Source organism: Actinophytocola sp. (genome assembly GCF_049647105.1).
Classification (GTDB): Bacteria; Actinomycetota; Actinomycetes; order Mycobacteriales; family Pseudonocardiaceae; genus Actinophytocola.
Genome location: NZ_JBARWZ010000217.1, coordinates 1 through 26,222 on the forward strand (window position 1 = coordinate 1; position 26,222 = coordinate 26,222).

General features: G+C 70.2%; 23 protein-coding genes. 11 read left to right on the forward strand and 12 right to left on the reverse strand.

Annotated elements, in window-relative coordinates; genetic code table 11:
- Positions 1 to 33 precede the first annotated feature (33 nt).
- Positions 34 to 1,272 carry a cysteine--1-D-myo-inosityl 2-amino-2-deoxy-alpha-D-glucopyranoside ligase gene (gene mshC, locus WBA97_RS25405; protein WP_424233432.1) on the reverse strand — a complete coding sequence of 413 codons (1,239 nt, stop codon included), beginning with the start codon at positions 1,270 to 1,272 and terminating at the stop codon, positions 34 to 36.
- Positions 1,273 to 1,577: 305 nt separating this feature from the next.
- On the opposite strand from mshC, the gene WBA97_RS25410 reads away from it, so the two are divergent.
- Together WBA97_RS25410 and WBA97_RS25415 are read left to right on the forward strand one after the other, a co-directional pair.
- Positions 1,578 to 2,753, forward strand: coding sequence for a S8 family peptidase (locus WBA97_RS25410; RefSeq protein ID WP_424233433.1), 1,176 nt, complete (start codon positions 1,578 to 1,580; stop codon positions 2,751 to 2,753).
- Positions 2,754 to 2,770: 17 nt separating this feature from the next.
- On the forward strand, positions 2,771 to 3,010 hold the full coding sequence (locus tag WBA97_RS25415) for a hypothetical protein (protein WP_424233434.1): 240 nt from the start codon (positions 2,771 to 2,773) through the stop codon (positions 3,008 to 3,010).
- Here WBA97_RS25415 and WBA97_RS25420 read toward each other — a convergent pair.
- Positions 2,996 to 3,964: an aldo/keto reductase gene (locus tag WBA97_RS25420; RefSeq protein ID WP_424233435.1), complete on the reverse strand. Its 969-nt coding sequence runs from the start codon at positions 3,962 to 3,964 to the stop codon at positions 2,996 to 2,998. The genes WBA97_RS25415 and WBA97_RS25420 overlap by 15 nt on opposite strands.
- Here WBA97_RS25420 and WBA97_RS25425 point away from each other — a divergent pair.
- Complete coding sequence (locus tag WBA97_RS25425; protein ID WP_424233436.1) at positions 3,963 to 4,670, forward strand: DUF427 domain-containing protein; 708 nt, start codon at positions 3,963 to 3,965, stop codon at positions 4,668 to 4,670. The genes WBA97_RS25420 and WBA97_RS25425 overlap by 2 nt on opposite strands.
- 11 nt (positions 4,671 to 4,681) lie before the next feature.
- Here the strand turns inward: WBA97_RS25425 and hrpA are convergent, their stop codons facing one another.
- From hrpA to WBA97_RS25465, 8 genes are all read right to left on the reverse strand, one after another.
- On the reverse strand, positions 4,682 to 8,563 hold the full coding sequence (gene hrpA / locus WBA97_RS25430) for an ATP-dependent RNA helicase HrpA (protein WP_424233472.1): 3,882 nt from the start codon (positions 8,561 to 8,563) through the stop codon (positions 4,682 to 4,684).
- A 79-nt stretch (positions 8,564 to 8,642) separates the two neighbouring features.
- Positions 8,643 to 9,269 carry an L-threonylcarbamoyladenylate synthase gene (locus tag WBA97_RS25435; protein WP_424233437.1) on the reverse strand — a complete coding sequence of 209 codons (627 nt, stop codon included), beginning with the start codon at positions 9,267 to 9,269 and terminating at the stop codon, positions 8,643 to 8,645.
- A gap of 39 nt (positions 9,270 to 9,308) precedes the next feature.
- Complete coding sequence (locus WBA97_RS25440) at positions 9,309 to 9,818, reverse strand: NUDIX hydrolase (protein ID WP_424233438.1); 510 nt, start codon at positions 9,816 to 9,818, stop codon at positions 9,309 to 9,311.
- 2 nt (positions 9,819 to 9,820) lie between these two features.
- Positions 9,821 to 10,192 carry a DUF3037 domain-containing protein gene (locus WBA97_RS25445; protein ID WP_424233439.1) on the reverse strand — a complete coding sequence of 124 codons (372 nt, stop codon included), beginning with the start codon at positions 10,190 to 10,192 and terminating at the stop codon, positions 9,821 to 9,823.
- Positions 10,176 to 10,961, reverse strand: coding sequence for a HipA family kinase (locus tag WBA97_RS25450; RefSeq protein WP_424233440.1), 786 nt, complete (start codon positions 10,959 to 10,961; stop codon positions 10,176 to 10,178). The genes WBA97_RS25445 and WBA97_RS25450 overlap by 17 nt, the downstream gene beginning before the upstream one ends.
- A 63-nt stretch (positions 10,962 to 11,024) precedes the next feature.
- A complete protein-coding gene (locus tag WBA97_RS25455; protein WP_424233441.1) occupies positions 11,025 to 12,020 on the reverse strand; it encodes a GNAT family N-acetyltransferase in 996 nt (331 codons plus the stop codon).
- A complete protein-coding gene (locus tag WBA97_RS25460) occupies positions 12,017 to 13,024 on the reverse strand; it encodes a GNAT family N-acetyltransferase (protein ID WP_424233442.1) in 1,008 nt (335 codons plus the stop codon). The genes WBA97_RS25455 and WBA97_RS25460 overlap by 4 nt, the downstream gene beginning before the upstream one ends.
- The gene (locus tag WBA97_RS25465) at positions 13,021 to 13,782 is read right to left on the reverse strand and encodes a hypothetical protein (protein ID WP_424233443.1); all 762 of its coding nucleotides are present in this window, start codon (positions 13,780 to 13,782) and stop codon (positions 13,021 to 13,023) included. The genes WBA97_RS25460 and WBA97_RS25465 overlap by 4 nt, the downstream gene beginning before the upstream one ends.
- Positions 13,783 to 13,988: 206 nt before the next feature.
- Here WBA97_RS25465 and WBA97_RS25470 point away from each other — a divergent pair, with 206 nt between their 5' ends.
- The 6 genes from WBA97_RS25470 to WBA97_RS25495 are packed head-to-tail and all read left to right on the forward strand — an operon-like array spanning position 13,989 to position 20,832.
- Positions 13,989 to 14,948: an NAD-dependent epimerase/dehydratase family protein gene (locus WBA97_RS25470; RefSeq protein WP_424233444.1), complete on the forward strand. Its 960-nt coding sequence runs from the start codon at positions 13,989 to 13,991 to the stop codon at positions 14,946 to 14,948.
- 10 nt (positions 14,949 to 14,958) lie between these two features.
- Positions 14,959 to 15,924 carry a glycosyltransferase family 2 protein gene (locus tag WBA97_RS25475; RefSeq protein WP_424233445.1) on the forward strand — a complete coding sequence of 322 codons (966 nt, stop codon included), beginning with the start codon at positions 14,959 to 14,961 and terminating at the stop codon, positions 15,922 to 15,924.
- Complete coding sequence (locus WBA97_RS25480) at positions 15,921 to 17,117, forward strand: ATP-grasp domain-containing protein (protein WP_424233446.1); 1,197 nt, start codon at positions 15,921 to 15,923, stop codon at positions 17,115 to 17,117. Before WBA97_RS25475 ends, WBA97_RS25480 begins: the two co-directional genes overlap by 4 nt.
- Positions 17,114 to 18,358: a hypothetical protein gene (locus WBA97_RS25485; RefSeq protein ID WP_424233447.1), complete on the forward strand. Its 1,245-nt coding sequence runs from the start codon at positions 17,114 to 17,116 to the stop codon at positions 18,356 to 18,358. Before WBA97_RS25480 ends, WBA97_RS25485 begins: the two co-directional genes overlap by 4 nt.
- Positions 18,359 to 18,382: 24 nt before the next feature.
- Positions 18,383 to 20,170 (forward strand): carbamoyltransferase family protein, encoded by a 1,788-nt coding sequence (locus tag WBA97_RS25490; protein ID WP_424233448.1) that lies wholly within the window; start codon positions 18,383 to 18,385, stop codon positions 20,168 to 20,170.
- On the forward strand, positions 20,170 to 20,832 hold the full coding sequence (locus WBA97_RS25495) for a hypothetical protein (RefSeq protein ID WP_424233473.1): 663 nt from the start codon (positions 20,170 to 20,172) through the stop codon (positions 20,830 to 20,832). Before WBA97_RS25490 ends, WBA97_RS25495 begins: the two co-directional genes overlap by 1 nt.
- 218 nt (positions 20,833 to 21,050) lie before the next feature.
- On the opposite strand, the gene WBA97_RS25500 is transcribed toward WBA97_RS25495, so the two are convergent.
- A complete protein-coding gene (locus WBA97_RS25500) occupies positions 21,051 to 21,569 on the reverse strand; it encodes a hypothetical protein (RefSeq protein ID WP_424233449.1) in 519 nt (172 codons plus the stop codon).
- Between the two features lie 676 nt (positions 21,570 to 22,245).
- On the opposite strand from WBA97_RS25500, the gene WBA97_RS25505 reads away from it, so the two are divergent.
- Positions 22,246 to 23,502, forward strand: coding sequence for a PHB depolymerase family esterase (locus tag WBA97_RS25505; RefSeq protein ID WP_424233450.1), 1,257 nt, complete (start codon positions 22,246 to 22,248; stop codon positions 23,500 to 23,502).
- Positions 23,503 to 23,511: 9 nt separating this feature from the next.
- Here WBA97_RS25505 and WBA97_RS25510 read toward each other — a convergent pair whose 3' ends face one another.
- The gene (locus WBA97_RS25510; RefSeq protein WP_424233451.1) at positions 23,512 to 25,575 is read right to left on the reverse strand and encodes an MDR family MFS transporter; all 2,064 of its coding nucleotides are present in this window, start codon (positions 25,573 to 25,575) and stop codon (positions 23,512 to 23,514) included.
- Positions 25,576 to 25,646: 71 nt separating this feature from the next.
- Between WBA97_RS25510 and WBA97_RS25515 the strand changes: the two genes are divergently transcribed.
- Entirely contained in the window at positions 25,647 to 26,213 is a 567-nt protein-coding gene (locus WBA97_RS25515; RefSeq protein WP_424233452.1) for a DinB family protein, read from the forward strand.
- Positions 26,214 to 26,222: the final 9 nt, after the last annotated feature.

Below are 26,222 nucleotides of genomic sequence, written 5' to 3' on the forward strand. Positions count from 1 at the left end.
GGGTGGCCCGGGTGCGGGGGGCCACCGGCACACTCAGAGCAGGACGCCGAGCAGCGCGTCCACCGCGGCGCGGACCAGCGCCCCGCTGTCCGCGTCGGAGCCGCCGGACGACAGGGCCTCGTCCGCCCACGCGTCGACCGCGGCCAGCGCGGCCGGGCTGTCCAGGTCGTTCGACAGGTGGGTCCGCAACCGGTCCACCAGGTCCTCGGCCGGCGGTGCGGCGGCCAGCGACACCGCGGCACGCCACCGGGCCACCCGCTCCTGCGCCGACGACAGCACCTCGGCGGTCCACGGCCGGTCGTCCCGGTAGTGGCCGGACAGCAGCCCGAGCCGGACCGCCATCGGGTCGATCCTGTCCGCACGCAGGCGGGACACGAACACCAGGTTCCCGCGTGACTTGGACATCTTCTCGCCGTCCAGCCCGATCATCCCGGCGTGCGTGTAGTGCCGGGCGAAGGGGTGCTGGCCGGTCAGCGCCTCGGCGTGCGCGGCGCTGAACTCGTGGTGCGGGAAGATCAGGTCCGAGCCGCCACCCTGCACGTCGAAGCTCATGCCGAGCTGGTTCAGCGCGATGACGCTGCACTCCACGTGCCAGCCGGGCCTGCCGGGCCCCAGCTCGCTCTCCCAGCTCGGCTCGCCCGGCCGCGCGGCCCGCCACAGCAGTGCGTCGAGCGGGTGCCGCTTCCCGGGGCGGTCGGGGTCACCGCCGCGCTCGGCGAAGAACGTCGCCATCTCGTCCGGCGAGTAGTGCGACACGGCACCGAACCGGCCGGACGCCAGGTGCGAGAAGTAGATGTCCGGGTATTCCTGGTCGTCCACCCGGTAGGCGACGCCGTCGGACAGCAGCTTCGCGACCGTCTCCACGATCTCCGGGATCGACTCCACCGCGCCGAGGAAGTCCCTCGGCGGCAGCACCCGCAGCGCCGCCATGTCCTCTCGGAACAGCGCCGTCTCACGCATGGCCAGCACGACCCAGTCGTCCTGATCGCGCTTGGCGCGCTCCAGCAGCGGGTCGTCCACATCGGTCACGTTCTGCACATAGTGCACGTCGTGGCCGTTGTCGAGCCACTGCCGGTGCACCAGGTCGAACGCGAGGTAGGTCGCCGCGTGCCCGAGGTGGGTGGCGTCGTACGGGGTGATGCCGCAGACGTACATGGTCGCGGTCGGACCTGGTGCGGTCGGGCGGATCTCGCGTGCCGCGGTGTCGTACAGCCGAAGCGGTCGGGGGGTGCCGGGAACGCGAGGCACCGGAGTGGATGGCCAGCTCTGCATGCTTCCGACCCTAAACGTCCGGCTCGGGAAGGTCGGCACGGACAGATCATGTGATGCCCGTTACACCACATCGGCCGCGTGCGAAATACCTAGTGCCCCGTCCAGGTGGATCGGGGTGGTTATCGGCGGATCCCGGTGTTCGCCGGCAAGGCGCCGAAAGGTCCTCGTACCGGGTTGTACTCGGGCCTTTCGGCAACGCCGCCAGCGGGCGGCGGGGCCGAAAGAGAATCGTGCCGTATCCGCCTGGACGGGGCACTAGTGGCCGGATGCACGCGAGCCGAGCGAAAGAGAAGAAGGTGGCGGCCATGACAGCGGCTGCAGACGGGACGACGGGACGGTACCTCGTCCTGCTCAATGACGATTGGACCGACGCGACCGGCGAGCTGAACCGGGTGGCGGGTATCCGCACCGTGGACTCGGCCGACGGCGCCACGGAGGCGCTGTGGGAAGCGGACGGTCTGCTGATGCACGAACTGGGCGTCGCTCTGGTGAGCGCCGATGACGACCAGGTCACGGCGCTCGCGCGGGCCGCGGACGAGCCAGGGCCGATCGAACTGATCGAACCGGAGCGCTTCGTGGAGGCCATCGAGCCCACCGCCCCGGTGACCGACGCGGACCCGCACACGGTCGACGAGTCCGTGTTCACGTGGGGGCTGCAGGCCACGGGCGCGCTGAACAGCAGGGCGACCGGCGAGGGCATCAAGGTGGCCGTGCTGGACACCGGCTTCGACCTGTCGCATCCGGACTTCGCGGACCGGACCGTGGTGTCCGAGTCGTTCGTCCAGGGCGAGGAGGTGCAGGACGGCCACGGGCACGGCACGCACTGCGTCGGCACCTCGTGCGGGCCGCGCGAGGTCGGCGACGGCCCCGGCTACGGGGTGGCGTACCAGGCGGAGATCCATGTCGGCAAGGTGCTGAGCAACCAGGGCTCCGGCGCGGACGGCGGCATCCTGTCCGGCATCAACTGGGCGATCACAAGCGGGTGCTCGGTCGTGTCGATGTCCCTCGGCGCGCCGACCCAGCCAGGTCAGGCGTACTCCCGCACGTTCGAGCGGGTCGCGACGAGGGCACTGGAGAAGGGCACGCTGATCATCGCGGCCGCCGGCAACGAGAGCGACCGGCGGATCGGGCGGGTCAACCCGGTCGGCCACCCGGCGAACTGCCCGTCGATCATGGCGATCAGCGCGATCGACGTGGCCAGGGCGATGGCGTGGTTCTCGTGTGGGACGGTCGACACGATCGGTGCCATCGACCTGACCGGGCCCGGGTTCGACGTGCACTCCAGCTGGCCCATGCCGCTGCGGTACAAGCGGATCTCCGGCACCAGCATGGCGACCCCGCACGCGGCGGGCATCGCGGCACTCGTCGCGCAGGCGACCGGCGCACGTGGACTGGAGCTGTGGGCACGGCTGTCGCAGTACGCGCGGCGGCTGCCTTTGCCGTCGACCGACATTGGGGCAGGATTGATGCAAGCGCCCTGACATGTCGAGGAGGCCTGGTGGCGGACGAGCAGGTGGTCATTTCGGTGGCCGACGACCAGGTCGACGACATGTCCACTGTGGTGGACGCGCTGCGGGCCGCGGGCCTGCGGGTGAGCGAGGTACTCGACAGTGCCGGAGTGGTGACCGGCACGGTCGACGGGGAGGCGCTGACCTCCCTGTCGACCGTGCCAGGGGTCGTCGACGTGGAACGGTCCCGGGTGTACCAGGTGCCGCCGCCCGACTCACCCGCGCAGTAGGCGCCCGATCTCGGTCATCTGCTCCGGCCTCAGTGGACCGTGCGCGAGCGCGCCCGCGTTGTCCTGCGCCTGGGTGACGTTGCGGAAGCCCGGGATCGGGATGGTCCGCTCGCTGCGCGCCCACAGCCATGCCAGCGCGCCCTGCGCGAGGGTGCGGCCGTCGCTGGTGAGAATGTCGCGCAGGCCGTCCACCACGCCGGCCCACTCGGCGGTTGGCACGCCGTCGGCGAAGAACCGCAGCCATTCCGGTGCGGCCGAGCGGATGTCCGCACCGGTCGCTGGTGTGCTGCTGTCGCGGCGGCCGAGCAGCCCCATGGCGAGCGGGGTGCGGTCGACGCTCGCGAGGCCGTGCTGTTCGCAGAGGCCGAGGATCTCCGGCGCGTCGTGCAGCACGCTGCACTCGTGCTGCACGGCCACGTAGCCGGGCCTGCCCACCCAGGACGCCGCCCGCTCCGGGTCGTCGGTGCTCCAGGCGAAGCCGAGGATGAGGCCCTCCTTGACCATGTCCTCGGCCGCGTCGGCGAGCGGCGCGGCGTCGGTGACCGACGGAGCGGTGTGGAGCTGGTAGAGGTCGAGGTAGTCGGTGCCGAGCCGGGTGAGCGTGGCCCGGATCGCCCGGTGCATGTACTCGACGGTCTGGTCGGCGCCGGTGAGCACCTTCGTGTCCCCGTCGAACACGTTGCCCCATTTGCCGGCGACGACCACGTCGGCACGCCGCTTGCCGAGCGCGCGCCCGAGCACCCGCTCGCTGTGGCCCGCGCCGTAGACGTCGGCGGTGTCGAAGAAGGTGATGCCCAGGTCAAGCGCCCTGTGGATGGCGGAGATCGACTCGTCGTCGTCGACCTCGCCCCAGCCGAGTGGTTTGCCGTCCGTGTCGGAGAAGGGGCCGCCGATCGCCCAGCACCCGAAACCGAGCGCGCTGACCTCGCGGTCCCCCAGGAGTCGTGTCTTCATGTCTGACCATCGTGGTACGTGGAGCGCGCTCCAGGTCCAGAGTAATTTCGAGGTTGTGCGTAAAGAGGTGAGCCCCAAGCGGGTGCGGGTGTACGCGGGTGGTCAGCTGGTGGCCGACAGCAGGGCGCCGATGCTGGTGTGGGAGGTGCCGTACTACCCGGCCTACTACCTGCCGGCGGCGGACGTCCTCGCGGAGGTGACACCGTCCGGGGACGTCGTGGTCGGTGACGTGACGGTGCCGGGCGCCGCCCGCCGCGTCGACGACCTCGTGCGGCTGGAGTTCTCCGCCATGGACGAGTGGCTGGAGGAGGACGAGCCGATCTACGTGCACCCGCGCGACCCGTACAAGCGGGTGGACATCCTCGCCAGCTCGCGGCACGTGCAGGTGCGGCTCGACGGGGTGACGGTCGCGTCGTCGCGGCAGCCGAGGATCCTGTTCGAGACGTCGCTGCCGCCTCGGTACTACCTGCCGCTGCCCGACGTGCGGATGGACCTGCTGCGGCCGTCGGCGACCACGACATCGTGCCCGTACAAGGGGACGGCGTCGTACTGGAGCGTCGGCGACCACGAGGACGTCGTGTGGATCTACCGTGCGCCACTGCCGGAGAGCCAGAAGATCACCGGGCTCGCGTGCTTCTACAACGAGAAGGTGGACCTGTACGTCGACGGCGAGCACCAGGAGCGGCCGAGGACACCGTTCAGCTGAACTCGCGGGTGTCAGTAGCCGAGTGCTTCGTCGATGGTGCGGTAGATGCGTTTCTCCGAGACCGGGTACGCCGTTTTGAGGGTCTGCGCGAAGTAGCTGATCCGCAGTTCCTCGATCATCCAGCGGACCTCGCGCAGCCTCACATCGTCGGGCCCCAGTTGCCCTCTGGCCTCCTCGTACGCCTCCCACACGCCCTGCACCGCGTAGGCCCAGTCGGCGTCGCGCGCCGGGCGTTCCGGGAGTTTGTCCAGGCGGCGCAGGATTCCGTTGAGGTAACGCTCCACATCGGACAGATGACGGTATCCCGTCGCGGTCACGAAACCGTTGAACACCAACGCGTTCCGCTGTGCGTGCATGTCCGCGACCGACTCCGCGAACACCTTGCCCGTCATTCTCGACAGTGCCGCGTCCAGGTTCGCGTTCACCGTGAGCACGCCCCTTGTCCTCGCCAGCACGTCGTACAGCGCGTCGTGTAGATCCGCCCTTACCTTGTCGCACAAGGACTTGAACGCGGCCGCCGTCCACACCGGTCCGCCTGCCGCGGTGATCAGGTGGTCCGCGGCGCAGCTGAGGCAGTCCTCCAGCAGCCCCGGCACGCTGCCGTGCGGGTTCGCCGACAGGGCCAGCTTCGCCGTGTTGTCCAGGCGGCGCACCACCTGCTTCACCGGCGACGGCACGGTCAGCAGCACCAGCCGCCGCGTGCCACGCCACATCGCCGACGCCTGTTCGCGCTCGTTGTCGAACAGGCGGATGGCGACCGAGGTGCCCTCGTCGACCAGCGCCGGGTACGCCGTCACCTGCTGGCCAGCACGACGCAGGGACACGCTGCGCGGCAGCTCGTCGAAGTCCCACGAGGTCAGCCCGGTGCGCGTGATGCCTTCGGCACCGGTCGCGAGCGACTCACGCACCCGGTCCGCCAGCTCCCGCTTCAGCGCACCGAGGTCCTTGCCCTCGACGATCGGCCTGCCGTCGGACTCCTCCACCACCTGGAACGTGGTCTTCAGGTGCTGTGGCACCTGGTCGAGCTGCCACGCGTCCGGCGGCACGACCACGCCGGTCAGCTCACGCAGCAGCGCGCCGACGTCGTCGACCGTCGGCTCGGGGCCCAGCCGGTCCAGCACGGCGGCCACGTAGTCCGGCACCGGCACGAAGTTGCGGCGCACCGGCTTGGGCAGCGACCGGATCAGCGCGGTCACCAGCTCGCCACGCATGCCAGGCACCTGCCACGGCAGGCCGTCCGCGTTCACCCTGTTCAGCAGCGGCAACGGCACCCGCACGGTGACCCCGTCGGTGGCCTCGCCTGGCTCGAACCGGTAGGTCAGCGGCAGCCGGACGTCGCCAGACCGCACCGCGTCCGGGTAGTCCTCCGCGCTGACGCCGACGTCCGGGTTCACCAGCAGGTCACGCGTGAACGTCAGCAGTTCCGGCTGCTTGTCCCTGGTCTTCTTCCACCAGGTGTCGAAGTGCCGTCCGGACACGACGTCCTGGCCGACGCGCTCGTCGTAGAAGGCGAACAGCGTCTCCTCGTCGACGACGATGTCGCGGCGCCGCGCCTTGTGCTCCAGCTCCTCGGCCTCGGCGAGCAGCTCGGCGTTGCGTTTCAGGAACCGGTGCCGGGTGTCCCACTCCCCCTGCACCAGTGCGTGCCGGATGAACAGCTCACGCGCCACCGGCGGGTCGATCCGGCCGTAGTTCACCGCCCGGTCCACCACGATCGGCACGCCGAGCAGCGTCACCCGCTCGGTCGCCATGACCGCGGCGCGCTTCTTCTCCCAGCGCGGCTCGCTGTAGTTGCGGCGCACCAGGTGCCCGGCGAGCGGTTCGATCCACTCCGGTTCGATCTTCGCGACGATCCGGCCCCACAGCCTGGTCGTCTCCACCAGCTCCGCTGCCATGATCCACCTCGGCTGCTTCTTGAACAGCGAGGAACCGGGGAAGATGCCGAACCGCGCGCTGCGGGCGCCAAGGTAGTCGTGCTTGGCGGCGTCCTTGAGGCCGATGTGCGACAGCAGGCCCGCGAGCAGGGACATGTGCACCTGCTTGGCGGGGGCAGGCGACTCGTTCGGCACCACGTCGAGGCTCTTCGTCATCTGCTTCAGCTGGCCCGCCACGTCCTGCCACTCCCGCACCCGCAGATAGTTCAGGTACTCGGCGCGGCACAGCTTGCGGAACCGGTTCGCCGACAGGTCGCGCTTCTGCTCGGTCAGGTAGTCCCAGAGCTTGAGGTAGGACGTGAAGTCCGAATCGGGGTCCCGGAACCGGGCGTGCTGCTGGTCGGCCTGGGTCTGCTTGTCCGAGGGACGCTCGCGTGGGTCCTGGATGGACAGTGCCGCCGCGATGATCGTCACCTCGGTGACGCAACCGTTCTTGTCGGCCTCGAGGACCATGCGGGCGAGGCGCGGATCGACCGGGAGGCGGGCCAGCTTGTGTCCCAACGCCGTCAGCCGCAGCGTGGTGTCCTTCGTGGACGTGTCCAGCGCGCCGAGCTCGTGCAGCAGGTTCATGCCGTCGGTGATGTGGCGGCGGTCCGGCGGCTCGACGAACGGGAACTCCGCGATGTCGCCGAGGTCGGCCGCGGCCATCTGCAGGATGACCGACGCGAGGTTGGTACGCAGGATCTCCGGGTCGGTGAACTCGGGCCGCGCGTCGAAGTCGTCCTCCGCGTAGAGGCGGACGCAGATGCCGTCGGAGGTGCGCCCGCAGCGGCCCTTGCGCTGGTTCGCCGACGCCTGCGAGATCTTCTCGATCGGCAGCCGCTGGACCTTCAACCGGTTGCTGTACCGGGAGATCCGTGCGAACCCGGGGTCGATGACGTACTTGATGCCGGGCACCGTCAGCGACGTCTCCGCCACGTTCGTGGCCAGCACGACCCGGCGCCCGCGATGTCGCTGGAACACCCGGCGCTGCTCGCCGGAGGACAGGCGCGCGTACAGCGGCAGGATCTCCAGCCCTGGTTTGTCCAGCGCGAGCAGCGCGTCCGTGGTGTCGCGGATCTCCCGTTCGCCGGAGAGGAACACGAGGACATCACCGGGGCCCTCGGCGGACAGCTCGTCGACCGCGTCGAGGATCGCCTGCGTCTGGTCACGGTCCGAATCGGCGTCCGGGTCGTCGGGGTCGACGATCGGGCGATAACGGACCTCGACCGGGTACGTCCGGCCGGAGACCTCGACGATCGGCGCGTCGTCGAAGTGGCGGGAGAACCGCTCCGGGTCGATCGTGGCGGAGGTGATGATCACCTTGAGGTCCGGGCGGCGCGGCAGGATGCGCTTGAGGTAGCCGAGGATGAAGTCGATGTTGAGGCTGCGTTCGTGCGCCTCGTCGATGATCAGCGTGTCGTACTGGCGCAGCATCCGGTCGGACTGCAGCTCGGCGAGCAGGATGCCGTCGGTCATCAGCTTGACGTGGGTCCTGTCGCTGACCTGGTCGGTGAACCGGACCTTCCAGCCGACGGCGTCGCCGAGCCGCACGGAAAGCTCGTCGGAGATGCGTTCGGCGACCGTGCGCGCGGCGATCCGGCGGGGCTGGGTGTGCCCGATCAGGCCGCGGACGCCGCGCCCAAGCTCGAGGCAGATCTTCGGCAGCTGCGTGGTCTTGCCGGAGCCGGTCTCGCCGGCCACGATCACGACCTGGTGCGCCTCGATGGCCGCGCGGATGTCGTCGCGCCGCTGGCTGATCGGCAGCTCTTCCGGATAGGTGATCTTCGGGACCGACGCGGCACGTGCGGCCATGCGCCCGGCGGCCCTGTCGATCTCCTTGCCGATCTCCTCGGCCCGCGCGGCCCTTGCCTCGGTGTCCCTGATCTTGCCAAGGCTCTCGATGCGACGAAGCAGGCGGCGTTCGTCGCGGAGCGTCAGTTCTGGGAGGCGCGCGCGCAGGTCGGCGGTGGAGGACATACTCATCTCGACATCGAGCCTAACGGCGTGCACGAACGAGTTTTCCCCGCCTACGGCCCCGGCGGCCTCCGGACCGGCCCTACGCCAGTCCCAGGGGGGCCAGGTCGCCGGCGCCTTCGCGGATGACCTCGGCCTCGTCGTCCGAGAAGTCGATCACCGTGGTCGGCTCGGTGCCGCAGTCGCCGGAGTCGATCACGGCGTCGACGACGTGGTCGAGCGCCTCCTTGATCTCCCAGCCCTGCGTCATCGGCTCCTCCTCGCCCGGCAGGAGCAGCGTGCTGGACAGCAGCGGCTCCCCCAGTTCGGCGAGGATCGCCTGGGTGACCACGTGGTCGGGGATCCGCACCCCGACGGTCTTCTTCTTGGAGTGCATGAGCCTGCGCGGCACCTCTTTCGTGGCGGGCAGGATGAACGTGTACGGGCCCGGGGTGGACGCCTTGACCGCGCGGAACACCGTGTTGCTGAGGTAGACGAACTGACCGAGCTGCGAGAAGTCGTGGCACACGAGCGTGAAGTGGTGGCGGTCGTCGAGCTGCCGGATCGCCTTGATCCGCTCCAGCCCGTCCTTGTTGCCGAACTGGCAGCCCAGCGCGAAACAGGAGTCGGTCGGGTACGCGATCAGCCCACCGGACCGCACCAGGTCGACGATCTGTCCGACCGAACGCCGCTGCGGGTTGTCCGGATGCACGTCGAAGTACTTCGCCACCCTGACGAGCCTAGAGTGACCGCTGTTTCGCACACCTGTTCACTGCGGCGAATCCTGTGGCCGCCCCGCGTCCAGGTAGCGCCGGAACACGATCTGCCCATCGGAGACGAACGGCCAGGAAGCGATCGCCTCGGTCAGCTCCTCGGGGGTGAGCCAGCCGTGCCACGCGATCTCGCGCGGATCCGCCCGGACCTCGCCGTCGAACACGGCCTCGTACACGGCCAGCCAGTACGAGGTCAGCTCGCCCCGGCACAGGAACACGCAGACCGGGCGCACCGGCACGTCGATGCCCAGTTCCTCGCGCAGTTCGCGGACGGCCGCGGCCGCATAGGACTCGCCGACGGCGACCGCACCGCCGACGCACACGTCATGGTGGCCGGGAAACCGGGTGATGCCGTCCGCCCGCCGGTAGACCAGGTAGCGGCCCCGCGTGTCACGGCAGACGGTCGCCGCCACCCGGTGGAACCAGCCGTTGCGCACCGCATCGTCCCGGTCGACCACGCCGACGACCCGGTCGTGTTCGTCGACGCGTTCGACCCGTTCCGACACGGTCAGAGGTGGACCTGGGTGTGCACCAGGCGGTCCAGTTCGGCGGCGGGGTCGTCGGTCAGGCCGGTATGGGCCGGGGACGTCTGCAGGATGGTGCTGCGCGGGGCGGTGAGCCAGCGGAAGCGTTGCCCGACGCCGGTGCCCGCCATCGGGCCGGTGCCCTCGCAGGCCTCGTGCATCGAGCTGAGGGCCGCGTCGAGAATTTCCAGGTCGAGTCCCGGGTCCAGGGCACGCAGGCGATCCTTGTCCACGGCCACCGCGCACCTGAGAAAGCGGAGCGACGCGCAGTAGACGATCGCACCGACGTTCATGAACTCGCCACGTTCCTGGCGGGGCACGGCACGTACGATAACGTACTCAAACACGTGCGGCACGGGTCTCCTCCAGGGCGGCGACCCAGTTGGGCGCGTCGGCGAGGCGCGCGGCGAAGTATGCCGCATACGCGTCGCGGACCTGCGCCGGTGACCCGAACGCGGGGTCGAGCCACTCGTCGGGGACCAGGGCCAGCACCTCGCGTACCAGCTCGGGTGTCACCTGCGGGCGCAGCACGGCGTCCGCCGCCACGACCGAGCCCGCGACCGGCATCATCACGTGGTCGGCGGCGTCGTAGCGGTACGTCGGCGCCGGCCGCCAGCCGGGCAGCCAGCGGTGGTGGAAGATCAGCGCCGCGCCATGGTCGATGAGCCAGATCTGACGGTGCCACAACAGCATGTTCGGGTTGCGCCAGCTGCGGTCCACGTTGAGCACCAGTGTGTCCAGCCACAGCAGCCGGGCCGCGAGCTCGCTGCCGGGGTCGCGGACCCGTGGGTTGAAGTCGAACGAACCGGGCAGATAGTCGATGCCGAGGTTCTGGCCGGGGCTCGCGCGGAGCAGGTCCTGGATCTCCTCGTCCGGCTCAGCACGGGACAGCTCCGGGTCCAGGTCGACCAGCGCCAGCTCGGGCACCCGGAACCCGAGCCTGCGTGCCAGTTCACCGACGATGATCTCCGCGGTCAGCGCCTTGAGGCCCTGACCTGCACCTCGGAACTTGAGTACGTACATGCCGAGGTCGTCCGCCTCGACGAGTCCGGGGAGTGAGCCGCCCTCCCGGAAGGGCGTCACGTAGCGGGTGGCCGCCACGGTACGCAGGCTGTGCTGATCCACATTCGCATCATGGCAGGTCAGGACCTGACATTCACATGGGCTTTCGCCCCCGATGGCCGCCCCCTACCGGATCGCGGCCGCGTACTGCGGCACCAGTTCCGCGCACAGGGACGCCTTGAGCTCCGGTTTGCCCCGGCCGACGATCACGCCTTCCCTACCGGTCCGGTGGGCGAACTCCACCATGAGCCGGTAGTGGTTCAGGTACAGGTTGGGGCGGTCCGGCCGGGTGGCCGGGCGCGCCGACCAGTGCCGGGTGACCGGCCACCTCGGGTGGTCGAGGACCGACACGAACGCCTCAAGCTCACCCGTGTCCGCAGTGCGGTAGGCCCCGACCACGACGTCCGGCTGGCGCAGCAGCGCGGTCAGGTAGCCGGTGGTCTGCGGGAGCGGGGCCAGCCTGCCCCCGTACTTGCGCTCGTTGTGACGCAGCACCCGCGCGACCTCCAGCGGATCGAGGCTCGCACCAGGGACCACGTCGACGGTCAGCGCCTCGTACTGGTCCACCGTGCGGATGACCTGCCGCATGTTGTGCCTGCGCTTGCGTTTCATGGCCGCCACCCAGGCCGCCACCGACGGCCACGCCGACGCGCGCAGGATCGCGAGGGACTCCGTGGGGCGGGACACACAGCGGCCCATCGCCGCGACCTCGTCGGCCGTGAGCTGGCGCAGCAGCGCCCCACCGCAGCCAGGACCCAGCGCGCGGCGCATGGCGCTCACGTAGTCGCGGAGGAACTCGGCGGTCGGCAGGTCGTCCGACCACCAGCCCGGCGTCGAGCCGGAGCCCGGGTTGCGCACGTGCAGGCCACCGACGAGGCGGGCCCGCCTGGTGCCGACGAACCCGTTGCGGCGCACCGGAAGCCCGGCCCAGTTCGCGAACACGACACCGGCCGCGGCCGGGCCGTCGCGCAGGACCGCGACGAACACCGGGGTGCGGGACGTCCACGCCTGCGCCGCGAGCACCTCCCACGCCCAGTCCGCGCGCAGCGCCGCCTTCGTGCGGAGTTCGCGCCAGTACGGCGGTTCCTTGTCATGGCGCGGGTCCAGCACTTCCCAGCTCATCGGCCGATCACCGGGCCGGGCACGCCGACGACGCACATCGGGCGGGCGCCGAAGCCAAGCGACTCCTTCTGCGCGAACTTCGCGCGGCCAGCGGACAACTCCTTGCGGCCGCCCGCGATCACGTGCCGGATCGCGCGGGCGTGGCAGTCGAAGTAGAGGTGCCCCCGGTCCTCGCGGCTCGCCCAGAACTGGAGAATCGGGGCCACGGGGTGGTCGAGGTAGGTGCTGAACGCCAGCACCTGACCGTCCACATCGGAGTAGGTGAGCGTGTGGACGTCCTGCCGCCGCACCACCTCCGCCAGGTACGCGCCCGCCACCGGGGTGCGCGGGTCGAACGGCTGCTTGCCGAACTTCGAGCGGTGCGTGCGCATCAACCCGGCCAGCGCCACACCGTCCACATCGGTCCGGGCGGGCCCGAAGCGCACCACCAGTGACGGGTCGGCGGCGACCAGGCGGTCCACGCGGCGGACGTTCTTGCGCCGGTTGCGGGACAGGCTCGCCAGCCACTCGTCCTCGTCACCGAAGGTGTTCTCGAGCACGGACGCCGAGGGCGACACCTGGCGCACCACCCGTCCACGGCCCGAGACGAGCGGCGCGAGCGAGGCGGGGACGTTCCGGTAGATCAACCCGGCGAGCGCGGGACCCAGGTGCGCCCGCACTCCTTTCTCCAGCGCACGCACCACGTCCACGGCACCGGACGGCACGAAGAAACCCTCACCGCCGAGCCACGGCTGGTAGACCTGGGCGACCTTCGGCGCCAGGCGGCGCATGCGCGGCGGCGCGTAGCGGTCGCCCCGGCCCGGCACGCACACCAGCACCGCCATCGCACCGGCGATCTCGCCACCCGACCGGGCCACCGCGAGCAGCGGCGGGTTGCGGGACAGCCACGCCTCGACGCCGAGCAGTTCGTAGTCCCACGGCGGGTAGAGGTGGTGCCGGGCGGCGAAGTCGGACCAACCGGACGGCGCTGGGTCGTGGCGGGGGTCGTGGACGGTGACGGTCACGGCAGCACCACCGGCGTCCCGTGCCGAGGGCAGCGGGCGAGCACGGCGGGTCCGACCAGGATGTCGACGAGGCACGGCGACCGCTGCCCCAGCAGCGTGACCGCGAGGCCCGCGTCGGTCTCCCGCGCGTACACGCGCCGCCAGTCAAGGTGCCACCGGCCGCATTGCCGCAATGTGCCGAGATAACCCAGCAGTGAATCGTGGAGAAGACCGGCGGGCCCGCCGTCCAACTCCGCCAATGTCCTGTTGGGTACCACGTCGAGCCGGACCGCGAGTTCCTCCGGCAATTCGGCAACCAGTCCCGCGAGTTGTTTGTCGCCGCCGACGGCGACCACGGGCACATCGCGCCCCAATGCGACAGTCAGTGCGCGCCACGCGCTCTCGGTCGGCCCCTCGACCACGTCGAGCACACAACCAGTGACCCCACGTGGCAGGTCGTTCGGCGGCAGTACGTCCGATTTGTCCAGGACTGTCACGAATCCCTTGCCGCGAAAATCGGATCGCGCCGCCAGCGCCGAACCGAGTCCTCGGAGCGTTTCGACCGTCGCCGTACCACCGGCCAGCGGTACGAGATCAACCAACCGGCGTAACGCCTCGTCTTTCTGGATGGCTCCGCTGTGGACGCCATGCCGTCCCGGCACCACGACGGGGTCCGTCCGGCCCGACAACGCCCACCGCTCGCGATAGAGCGGGACGGTGCGAAACGCGGACGCTACTCTTCGCTGGTAGACCGCCCGCCACCACAGCTCAACGTTCACGACCGGGCAGTGTGCCACTCGTTTGCCCTACGGCGACCCTCGGCGCCTCCGTGCGGCCGAACGCCGCAGCAGGGCGGTACCCCCGCTGAACTGAACGGCCGAATTACGGGAGGTGAACTGCCTTTCGATCTCCGCGCCTGCTAGGAACTGTCCCGCGTGCCAGCACCACGGCACATCCACAGAGGGACGGGATCGGAGATCCATCGATGAAGGTTGGCGTCACGGGGGGTAACGGTTTCATCGGCCGTTACGTGTGCGAGGAGCTCATCAGCAGGGGCCACGAGCCGCTCGTGTTCGACCACCACGGTCGAACCGCAGGTCAGGACCATGCGGTGATGCTGGGCGACATCCGGGACGCGACGGCGATGGTGGAGCTCGCCGCGCACTGCGACGCCATCATCCACCTCGCCGCGGTGCTCGGCACCCAGGAGACCATTCTCAATCCCCGGCCGGCCGCGGAAACAAATCTCATCGGTGGCCTGAATTTCCTCGAGGCCGTCGCGCAATACGACCTTCCCGGCGTGAACATTGCCGTCGGTAACCACTGGATGAACAACAGCTATTCCATTTCCAAGTCGGCCGTCGAACGTTTTGTGCACATGTTCAACGCCGACCGGGCAACACGCGTGAACAATGTCCGCGTGGTCAACGCGTACGGCCCCCGGCAGCTCGCCGCCGCGCCCTTCGGCTCCGGCAAGGTACGCAAGATCACCCCCGCCGTCATCTGCCGCGCGCTCGCGGGTTGGCCGGTCGAGCTGTACGGCGGCGGGCGCCAGATCTCCGACATGGTGTGGGTCGGCGACGTCGCCCGCGCGCTCGTGTCCGCACTGGAGGTCGCCGCGCGCGGCGAGGTGCTCGACCGCGTTGTCGAGGTCGGCCCGGTGGAGTCCACGAGCATCCGGGCGGTGGCCGAGCTGATCATCGAGCTGTGTGTCGAGCGCGGGTACGCCCCCGTGCCCATCGAGGACCTGCCGATGCGGCCAGGTGAGCAGGCGGGTGCGGTCGTCACCGCCGACCCGGAGACGCTGCACTCGGTCGGCATCGACCCGGTGTCCATGATCTCGCTGCGTGAGGGCATGGCCCGCACGGTCGACTGGTTCATCGAGCACGAGGGCGTCCACTGGTCGGTTCCGGAAGGCGAGCAGCTCGTCCGCACGGTCAACTAGGACGGCACCCATGTCCGGTCCGGTCAGCACGGGCATGACCGCGGTGGTGCCCTGTTTCAACGAGGCGGACAACGTCGAGCACGCGTACCGGGAGATCGTCACCGAACTCGGTGGCCACGACCTCGAGGTGCTCTTCGTCGACGACGGCAGCTCCGACGGCACGCTGGAGACGGTCCGCGCACTCGCGCGGACCGACCCGCGCGTGCAGTACCTGTCGTTCACCCGCAACTTCGGTTTCGAGGCCGCGTTCTCGGCGGGCTACCGGTACGCGAGCAGGCCGTGGATCCTGCACATCGACGCGGATGTGCAGTTCCCGGTCGCCGAGGCGCACAAGCTCGTCGCGGCCGCGGAATCAGGCCAGGACGCGGTGTTCGGCGTCCGGGAGACCCGGCACGACCCGCTGGTACGGCGGGTCGGTGCGCGGTTCTACCACTTCGTCGCGCGGCGGGTGCTCGGCATCGAGATCCCGCCTGGCGCGACGACGTTCCGGCTCGTGCGTGCCGAACTGGCCCGCGCGATCGTGGACCTGCGGCTCGGCACGCCGTACTTCCTCGCCACCGTCCCCCGGCTGACCAACCGGTACTCGACCGTGCCGGTCGCACACCGGGCCAGGGAGCGCGGCGGGTCCAAACTGCACTTCCGCTGGCTCGTCGGGCACGCGATGGGGTTGTTCTTCGGCTTCTCCAAGCGGATGGCGACGGCCGCGTCGCTGCTCGCGCTGTTCGCGGCCGCGGTCGCCGGGCTCGGGGCGGCCGGCGCCGCCGCCGGTCTGCTGAGGACCGACGTGGTCGCGACCGTGGTGCTCGGGGTGCTGCTCGCGGTGCTCGGCGTGCTGGCGGTGGCGGTCCGCTACCTCGTCGCCGTCGGCGCGGGACAGGCGAGACCCGCGTTGTTCTACGTACGGGAGTCGACCATGCCGGTCGACCCGGCGGACCGCCTGATGACGGAACGAATCGGCGAGGGGGTCCGCTCGTGACGTCACTGGTGGTTCTCGGCGCGGCCGACGGCGCGGTGCCGACCTACCAGCGGGCCGCGAAGCTGGGTTACCGCACGATCTGCGTCGACATCCAGCCCGGCGCGCCCGGCGTCCCGCTCGCCGACGAGTACCTGCACATCAGCACGCGCGCACCGGAACAGGTCGCGGCCGCGCTGGCGGGCAGGAAGGACATCGTCGGGGTGCTCGCGCCAGCGAGCGACATCGCGCTGCCGTCCCAGCGGTGGCTCGCCAACCACTGGGACCTGCCCGACCCGATCTCCGAGCAGGCCGTGCTGGCGTCGGCGGACAAGTCGGTGTTCCGGGAAGTGTGCGAGCGGCTCGGTTTCCCCGTCTACGGCGCGGTCGCCGGCACGATCGGGTCCGGGTTGCGGGAGGCGGCGCTGGGGCTGCGATTCCCCACGCTCGTGAAGCCCGTGGACAGCACGGGCAGTCGCGGGGTCGTGCCGTGCGGCGAGCCAGGCGGGCTGACGGCCGCGATCCGGGCCGCGATCGAGCACTCGCCGTCCGGCCGGGTGGTCGTCGAGGAGCACGTCACCGGCGAGCACCTGACCGTCGAGGCGGTCGTGGCCGAGGGCCGGGTGCTGTTCCACGCGGTGAGCGCGCGCACGCTGACCGCGCCGCCGTACTTCATCACCGCCGCCCAACTGCTGCCCGCCGACCTGCCGGAGGACACCGACCGCAGGCTCGTCACCATGCTCGACAGGCTGTGCGCCGAGCTTGGCTACGTCAGCGGCCCGCTGAACCTGGACGTGGTGCTCGCGCCGGACGGCGAGCTCTACTTCATCGAGATGGGTGCGCGGACCGGCGGCAACGGGCTCGCCGAGCTGATCGAGACGATGTGCGGCGTCGACACACTGTCCGCGACGATCGCGCTGGCCGTCGGTGAGCCGGTGGTCGTGACACCGCGCACCCCGCGCCCGGTGATGCTGCGGGTCATCGCCGCGGACCGGCCGGGCAACCTGGTCGCCGTCCACGGGCTCCGGCAGGTCACCGCACTGCCCGAGGTGGTCGACCTGCGACTGTTCGCGCAGCCCGGTGACCACGTGCGGCCCTACACGCAGGCCGCGCACAAGGTCGGTTACGTCGTGCTGTCCGCGACGACCACAGGAGAACTGCGAGCCGCGGCCAGGGTGGTGGACCGGACACTGCGGCTGGAGTTGGCCACGCCATGACGGTCGCGTCCACGGCGCCGCCCCGGCTGTCGGTGATGGTGCGTCTCGCGGCGGGTCGCGGGGTGTTCCGGCTGGCGAGCCAGCTGATGGCGGTGGCGCTGGCCGTGGTGTGGGGCGCCGAGTCGTTCGGCCGGTTCGCCAACGCCATGGGCCTGTGCGCGTGGCTGCTGTTCCTGCCGACCGCGGCGGAGAAGGCGGCGCTGAAGGTGCTGCCGCGCACGCGTGTCCTCACCGCGCAGGTGGCGCGGCTGGTGATCCGGCTCGCGGCGGCGCCGGTGCTGGCGCTGGTGGCGGCGTTCGCGGTCGCACTGGCGGTGAGTCCACAGGGGACCGTCACGCTCTACCTCGTCACGGCGGCATGGTCGGCGGCCACCGGGCTGCTGATGACCATCTCCGGCCTGCACCGCCTGCGGGACAAGCCGATGCTGGACGCTGGCGCGTTCGGCGCGATGACCGCGGTGGTGCTCGGCGCCACCGCGGTCACGTGGGTCGCCGGCTGGTCGCCGACCACCCACCTGTCGCTGCTGCTCGCCGGGCTGCTCGCGGTCACCGGGTACTCGGTGTCGGCACTCCCCCGCGACTGGGTCCTCGGCACGGGCACGGACCGCAGGCTCCTGCCCGCGCTCGGCCGGACCACCTGGCTGCTCGGCCTGTCCGAGCTGCTGGACGTGGCCGCACTGTCCACTGTGTATCTCGTGCTCGCACTCACCGGACGCACCACCGACAGCGGTCCGCTGTATCTCGCGGTGCTCGTGGCGAGCATGGTGGGTTCCCTTGCGCTGTACCAGTTCAAGCTGTACCAGCCCGCCACGTCGTCCCGGCTGCGTGGCGCGGGCGGCGCGGGCGGACGGGCCCGCACCTTCCGGCTGCTGCACACCGCGGAACGCGCCGGGCTCGCGTTCACGGCGGTCGTCGCCGTACTGGTCGCCTTCCCCGGCACGAGGGCATTCCTGACCGCCGAGTCCTACGTCGTGCTCGGCACGATCCTCGCCGTCGAGGTCGCGGTGTCCACACTGGTCATCTACGCGAACTTCCTGCTGGAGAACACGAACAGCAGCGTGCTCACGATCACGTCGGTCTCGGCGGTCGTCGGGCTGGCCGCCACCGCGGTGATCGCGCTCGCCGTCGTGCCCTGGCTCGGTGCGGCGGGCGGGCTCACCGCGCTCGTCCTCGCCGCCGCCGTGAAGGCAGGCACCCTGCGCAGGCTGCTGCTGCGCAGGCACCCAGAACTCCACCCGTAACACGAGAAGAACAGCGGAGCCACCATGTACGTACTCGGTATCAGCCGCCACCACGACGCCGCCGCGGCGCTGGTGCGCGACGGCGAGATCATCGCCTTCGCCGAGCAGGAGCGGTTCAGCAGGGTCAAGCACGACGGCCGCTTCCCCACCGACGCCATCCGGTTCTGCCTGGAGCGGGGCGGCATCACGCTGTCCGATGTGGACCACGTGGCGTACTTCTGGCAGCGCTGGCGCGAGCCGTGGCACGCGGCGAAGGTGTTCGCCCGCTACTTCCCCGGCACGCTCGAGGTGTTCCGCAACCAGGGCGACCATGGCGCGAAGGCGTCCGGGCTGGTCGAGACGTTCCGGCAGGGCGGCAAGGGCGTCGACAACTTCCACGTCGGCGGCGCGGTCCTCGGGCACGTCAAGCGCGGCTACACCCTCGGCCGCGACGTGCGGGAGGCACTGGGGCACACCGGGCCGACCAAGTACAAGGTCCACCTGATCGACCACCACCGCGCGCACGCCGCGAGCACGTTCTTCATCTCGCCGTGGGACGAGGCCGCGATCCTGACGCTGGACGGCATCGGCAGCGACGGCACCAGCACGTTCCTCGCGGTCGGCAAGGGCGACAGGATCACCGACCTGCGCCGGTACAAGTTCCCGCACTCGCTCGGCGCCATGTACGCCGGGGTCACGAACTACCTCGGGTTCTACCCGACCATGGACGAGGGCAAGGTGATGGGCCTCGCCCCGCTCGGCAAGGACACCTACGTCGAGAAGTTCAAGGACCTGGTGTTCCTGACCGACGACGGTGGCTACGAGCTGAACCTCGACTGGTTCCGCCACCACACGTCCGGGCGGCACCTGATGTCCGACGAGTTCATCGACCTGTTCGGACCGCCGCGCGAGCGCACGCGGGTCACCGAGGACAACCCGATCTCCCAGCACTACATGGACATCGCGTACGCGCTGCAGGTCCGCCTCGAGGAGGTCGGCCTGCACCTCGCGCGGTGGCTGCACGAGAAGACCGGGCTCACGAAGCTGTGCGTCGCCGGTGGCGTCGCGCTGAACTCGGTGATGAACGGGCGGATCTTCCTCGAGACACCGTTCGAGGACTTCTTCGCCCAGCCCGCGGCCGCCGACGACGGCTCGTCGCTGGGCGCCGCGCTCGCGGTGAGCGTCGGGAAGTACGGCGCGCCGCGGCCCACCGACGGGTTCCTGTACACCGGCCCGGACTTCACCGAGGCGCAGATGGAGCAGGCGCTGCGGGACGCGGGGGTGGAGTACCGGCGCGTCGAGGACATCGCGCAGCACACGGCGACCCGCGTCGCCGACGGGCTGATCGTCGGCTGGTTCCAGGGTCGCATGGAGTGCGGGCCGAGGGCGCTCGGCAACCGGACGCTGCTCGCCGACCCGCGCGACCCGGAGTCGAAGACCCGCATGAACGAGAAGGTCAAGCACCGCGAGGCGTTCCGGCCGTTCGCGCCGTCCTGCCTCGCCGAGCGCGCTGGCGAGTTCTTCGCGAGCGGCTACCCGTCCTCGGTGATGCTGCTGGTGTTCGACGTGCTCGAGGACAAGCGCGACGTGGTGCCCGCGATCACGCACGTGGACGGCACGGCCCGCGTGCAGACCGTCAGCCGGGAGGACAACCCGCTGTACTGGGACATGATCTCGCGGTTCGAGCAGCTCACCGGTGTGCCGATGGTGCTGAACACGTCCTTCAACGACAACAACGAGCCGATCGTGTGCACGCCGGAGGACGCGATCAACTGCTTCCGCAAGACCGACGTGGACGCGCTCGCGCTCGGCCCGTTCTGGGTGGAGAAGTGATCACGAGCTCGGAACCCTCTGTCGTGCGCCGGATCTACGCGGCACGCCGGTGGCTGTGGCTCGCCGCCGCGGTCCCGGCCGCCGTGCTCGCCGGGCTGATCATGGTGGTGCTGCCGCCGGACCAGACACTCGGCAACCTCGGCGAGTGGCTGTTCAAGCTGAGCCCGTTCCTGTTCGCGGTACTCGCGGTCGCCGTGTTCCCCCGAGGCCGGTTCGGGCCCGCGCTGGTGGTGGCGGGGGTGCTCGTGTACATGGGCTACCTGGACACCGCGTTGATCCTGCGGATCCTGGAGTACCGGGCCGACGGCGAGTTCTCGGTGGTGTACCAGTTCCAGCTGTTCGTGGTCACCTACATCGTCCTGTTCGGACTGCTCGCGTTCCGGCTCGGCGGTGCCCGCACGGCGACCGTGGTGAAGGTCGGTGCCGCCGGGGTGCTGATCGTGATCTCCGGGCTGAACGACCTCGGGTTCTGGGTGATGAACGACTGGGGTCCTGACGGTCGGCCGTCGACCCTGGACTGGGCGTCGCACATCAGCGTGTTCACCGGCGGTCCGCCGAGTGTCCCGGTCGCGGTGGTGTTCCTGCTGGTACATCTGGCACTCGCGGCCGCGGTGGTGATGGCACCCGTCGAGCGCTGGACCGACCGGCGACTCGCGCCGTGAGCACGCTGGTGGTCCTCGGTGCGGCCGACGGAGTCCGGGGTGGCCCGTTCCCCCTCCTCTGGAAACCAAAAGCCGCCCACGGTCGGTGAGCGGCTCCGGCGTGACATGGTCACGGCACGGAGCCGCCCACCGGCCCGCGAGCGGCAACAATGGTTCGCCATGGCGGAAACTGACGACCGAACCCGCCAAGGCAGTCAGGTGAACAGGGTTGGCAGCGGTCACCTGGCGCCGAGCGGTGTGCACCGCCCGGCGCCGAAACGGGCAAGCCTGCGTGCGCCGTGGACGGCGGTGAGGAACTCCCTTCCCCGGTCCTCCGCGACCGGGCGCAGGTGTGGCATCAGCGGGTTGTCGACCACGACAGTGCGGTTGGAACGGAACTCGTAGGCACGGATGGGTGTGGTGAGACTCAGGTTCACTACCGTGTGGGGCCAGCCCTTCTGAATGGGGAGCACGTCACCGCGGTGTTGTAAGGCCTCGAACTCCAGGTTCTCGCCGAACAGAGTCAAGGCACCCTCGTCGCCGCAGTCGTAGACGAGCACGATCACATCGGTTTCCACATGTCGGTGGGGGTTCGCGATGAACCCGCCCGGTACGTCCAGCCCGCCTGCGCACAGGTCGATGCCGGGCGCGTTGCCGTTCGCACGGCCGTCGACCAATGGCCGGATCCGGTGCCCCTGGGGGGTGAGCACCGGGTCGATCGACTCGAAGGGGATTGCGGTGGGAGGTTTCTTCGACATGGGCATTCCTCTCCGTCGGGGCGCCCCGGTGCCCACAGCGTGGGGCTCCGGGGCGACCTTGGGAAGAGATTGTGACGTGACGAAGTAGACATGTTCGCGAAACTTCACAATGTCGCATGCACGTGCTGATGCACATGCAGGCCGCTCAGAAATTGCCATTCGGAATTGCGACAAATGTCGGCGCATAGTGAACCGTCCACTGTCGATACGGAACGGCGCGGGGAACAATCGAGCGATAGTTACGACAAATGCCATGGCTCACTCCCGAGATGGAGCAGGCCGGTACTCCGGAGGGACGTGCGGCGCCATCGGCTCCGCGACAGTCGCCGCATGGACGTCGCACGGACCGCGGCGGCGACCGCGAGTCTCACCGCCACCGCCCTCGGCGTCACCTGGCTGACGACCGGCACCCGCAACCCGCTCGACCACCCGGGCCGCCCGTTCAGCTCGGCACTGTCGGCCTACCCCGGCGGCTGGGCCTCCTGTGGCGGCTGTGGGCGTTCGCGCTCGCCATGGCGAGTGCGAACTACGGAATTCGGCGCACACTCACGGAAGCGAAAGTTTCGGCGGACCACAATGCGACGGAAATGGTGTACGTTCCGAGCACGGGCACACAATTTCCGAAAACTTCCGGAAATTGAGGCAATCTTTCGCTTTCCCTGTCCGAGGAGTTCCCGTGAGAAAGATCCTGAGCCGGCTCGGGGTTGCCCTGCTGCTGGCGACAGCGCTGCTGGGGGCACCGGCACCCGCGTCGGCGGCCACCCTGGTCGAGGTCACCGGCTTCGGCACCAACCCGAGCAACCTGCGGATGCACCTGTACGTGCCCGACAACATCGGCACCAGGCCTGCGGTCGTGGTCGCGGTCCACTACTGCACGGGCTCCGGTCCCGCGTTCCACAGCGGCACCGAGTTCGCGCGTCTCGCCGACCAGCACAAGTTCATCGTGATCTACCCGTCCGCGACCCGCAGCGGGCAGTGCTTCGACGTGTACACGCAGGAGGCGCTGCGGCGCGACGGCGGCAGCGACCCCGTCGGCATCCGGTCGATGGTGAGCTACGTCCAGCAGCGCTACAACCCAGATCCGGACCGGATCTTCGTGACCGGCGCGTCGTCCGGCGGGATGATGACCAACGTCCTGCTCGGCGACTACCCCGACGTGTTCAAGGCAGGCGCGGCGTTCATGGGCGTGCCGTTCGGCTGCTTCGCGACCACTCCACCGAACACGTGGAACAGCGAGTGCGCGAACGGCCAGATCACCAGAACCCCCCAACAGTGGGGCGACCTCGTCCGCGGCGCCTACCCCGGCTACGCGGGCACGCGCCCGCGCATGCAGGTGTGGCACGGCACCGAGGACTCGACGCTGCGCTACCCGAACTTCGGTGAGCAGATCAAGCAGTGGACGAACGTGCTGGGGGTGAGCCAGACCCCGGCGTACACCGACAGCCCGCAGTCCGGCTGGACCCGCACCCGGTACGGCGGCACGGGCACCACGGCCCCGGTCGAGGCGATCAGCCTGCAGGGCGTCGGCCACAACCTCCCGATGAGCGGCATGGCGGCCATGGCGCTCGCGTTCTTCGGCATCACCGGCGGCAGCACCGAACCACCGCCGACCGCGGGCCCGTGCCGGGTGGACTACGCGGTGAGCTCGTGGAACACCGGGCTGACCGCCGCGGTCACGATCACGAACACCGGCACCGCCCCGGTCAACGGCTGGTCGCTGGCGTTCACCCTGCCGAGCGGGCAGACCATCACGTCCGGGTGGAACGCCACCTACAGCCCGGCGAGCGGCCAGGTCACCGCGCGGCCGCTCACCTACAACACGACCATCGGCCCGTCCGCTTCCGTTGGCATCGGCTTCCAGGCAACGCACACCGGCGACACCGGGGAGCCGACGTCGTTCACCCTCAACGGGAACGCCTGCACGGTCACCTGACCGGGTTCGTCAGTGGTCGGCCCGCCCGGTGCCCGCACCGACCGGCACCGGGCGGGGGCCCTCCGTCTCGTCCTCGGTGAGCAGGCGGCGGGCAACGGTCCTGACCGCGGCACGCAGGTCGGTGCCCGGCGGGCGGCCGAAGTCCCGCTCGACGCGTTCCTCCAGCCACGTCGCCCACGACCGGCCGATCAGCTCCGCCTCGTGCCGCCCGCCCTCGGTGTGCGCGTACTCCCAGCCGTCCCGGGTCAGGTAGCCCTGGCCCGCCATGCGGTCGAACACCGGCACCAGCACCTCGGCGGGCAGGTGGCGGCGGGCGGCGATCGCGTGCAGGTCCGCCGTGCCGGTCAGCCGCGTGGCCAGCTCGACCTGGATCACGGCCCACGCCCCGGCCACGTCCAGCCGGGTGCCGGAGTCGGCGACGATGCGCCGCATCGCGTCGGCCTCGGTGCCGCGGATGATCCGGCTGACCGCCGACTCGAGCAGGCACTGCGAGTCCCCGGTGGACGGCGACGCGAAGCCCTCGCCCATGTCGGTCGAGCCGAGGCGGGCACTGTCGCGCAGCCGGACCTGCTTGAGGAACAGGGCCACGACGAACCCGATGAGCGCGACCGGCACCGTCCACAGGAACACCGTCCCCAGCGCGTCGGCGTACGCGTGGATGATCGGGTCGGCCGCGGCGGGCGGGAGCGCGTGCAGGCCCTGCGGGCTCTGGGCCGCGGTGGCGATCGTGGCCGGGTCGGCGGCGCCGGTCCGCGCGGCCGCCACCACGGCGACGGTCAGCTTAGGGGTCAGGACGTTCGAGTAGATCGTGCCGAACACGGCGGTGCCGAACGCGCCGCCGAGGGTGCGGAAGAACGTGACCCCGGAGGTGGCCGTGCCGAGGTCGGCGTAGTCGACGGTGTTCTGCACGGCGATCGTCAGCACCTGCATGCACAACCCGATGCCCGCGCCGAGCACGAACATGTACAGCGCGACCGTCAACGCGCTCGTGTCCGGCCCCATGCGCGACAGCAGGAACAGTCCGAACGCCGTGACCGCCGTGCCCACGATCGGGAAGATCCGGTAGTGACCGGTCTTGCTGACCACGTTGCCGCTGAAGACCGACGCGCACAGCAGCCCGGCCACCATCGGCAGGGTGCGCACGCCCGCGACGGTCGCCGAGTCGCCGTCGACGTACTGCAGGTAGGTCGGCAGGAAGATCATCGCGCCGAGCATCGCGAAGCCGACGATGAAGCTCAGCAGCGAGCACACCCCGAACACGGGGTTGTGGAACAACCGCATCGGCAGCATTGGCTCGGCGGCGCGGGTCTCCACCCAGCAGAACAGGCCGAGCGCGACCACGCCACTCACGAACAGCCCGATGATCACCGGCGAGCCCCACGCGTACTCGGTGCCGCCCCAGCTGGTCGCGAGGACCAGCGCGCTGGCCCCGACCGCGACGAGCCCGATGCCAAGGTAGTCGATCACCGCGCGGGCCTGCGACCGCACCACGGGGATGGTCCGCGCGGCGGCGATCACGACGACGACCGCGATCGGCACGTTGACATAGAACGCCCACCGCCACGAAAGGTGGTCGGTGAACAGCCCGCCGAGCAGCGGACCCACCACTGTGGACACGCCGAACACCGCGCCCATCGCACCCTGGTACTTGCCGCGTTCGCGCAGCGGGATGACGTCCGCGATCAGCGCCATGGCGGTGACCATGAGCCCGCCCGCGCCGATCCCCTGCACGGCCCGCCACGCGACGAGCAGCGTCATGGAGGTGGCGGTGCCGCACAGGAACGAGCCGGTGATGAAGACGACCGTGGCGACCTGGAAGACCACCTTGCGCCCGAACAGGTCACCGAACTTGCCGGCGAGCGCGGTCGCGACGGTCTCCGCCAGCAGGTAGGCGGTCACCACCCACGACATGTGCGCCGCCCCGCCGAGGTCGGCCACGATGGTCGGCAGCGCGGTGCCGACGATCGTCTGGTCCAGTGCCGCGAGCAGCATCCCCAGCATGATCGTCACGAAGACGATGTTCCGGCGCCTGCCGTCCAGCACCGGCGGCGCGGCGTCCAATGTGGTCGTCACCCCGCCACGATCACACGGTGCCCACGCCACCGCACTCCGAGTTGTCGTACCACCGTTCTAGGGTGTCGGCCATGACTGACACACCATGGGAGCCGCCCTGGGCGGGCACCGAGGCAGAGCACCTGACCGGCGCGCTCGACCGCCTGCGCGCGACGTTCCGCTGGAAGGCCGATGGCCTCGACGCGAACGGGCTGGCGACCCGCATCGGGGTGTCCACGCTGTCGATCGGCGGGCTGCTCAAGCACCTGGCCTTCGTGGAGGACTACACGTTCGCCACCAAGATGACCGGCGCCGCGCTCGACGCTCCGTGGCACACCGCCGAGTGGCCACACGCGGACTGGCCGTTCACGTCGGCCGCCGACGACACGCCGGGGCAGCTGTACGCGTACTGGGACGACGCGGTGGAGCGATCCCGCGCGAAACTCGCCGCGGCACTTGCCTCGGGTGGGCTCGACCAGGCGGCTCACGTGACTGACGGTGAGGGCAACCATGCCAGCCTGCGCAGGCTCGTGTGCGACATGATCGAGGAGTACGGGCGTCACACGGGGCACGCCGACCTGCTTCGGGAGGCCGTGGACGGACGGGTTGGTGAGGACCCGCCGCCTGGCTGGCAGCCGGAGTCGCCCCCGACGCCATGAAGGTGCCCC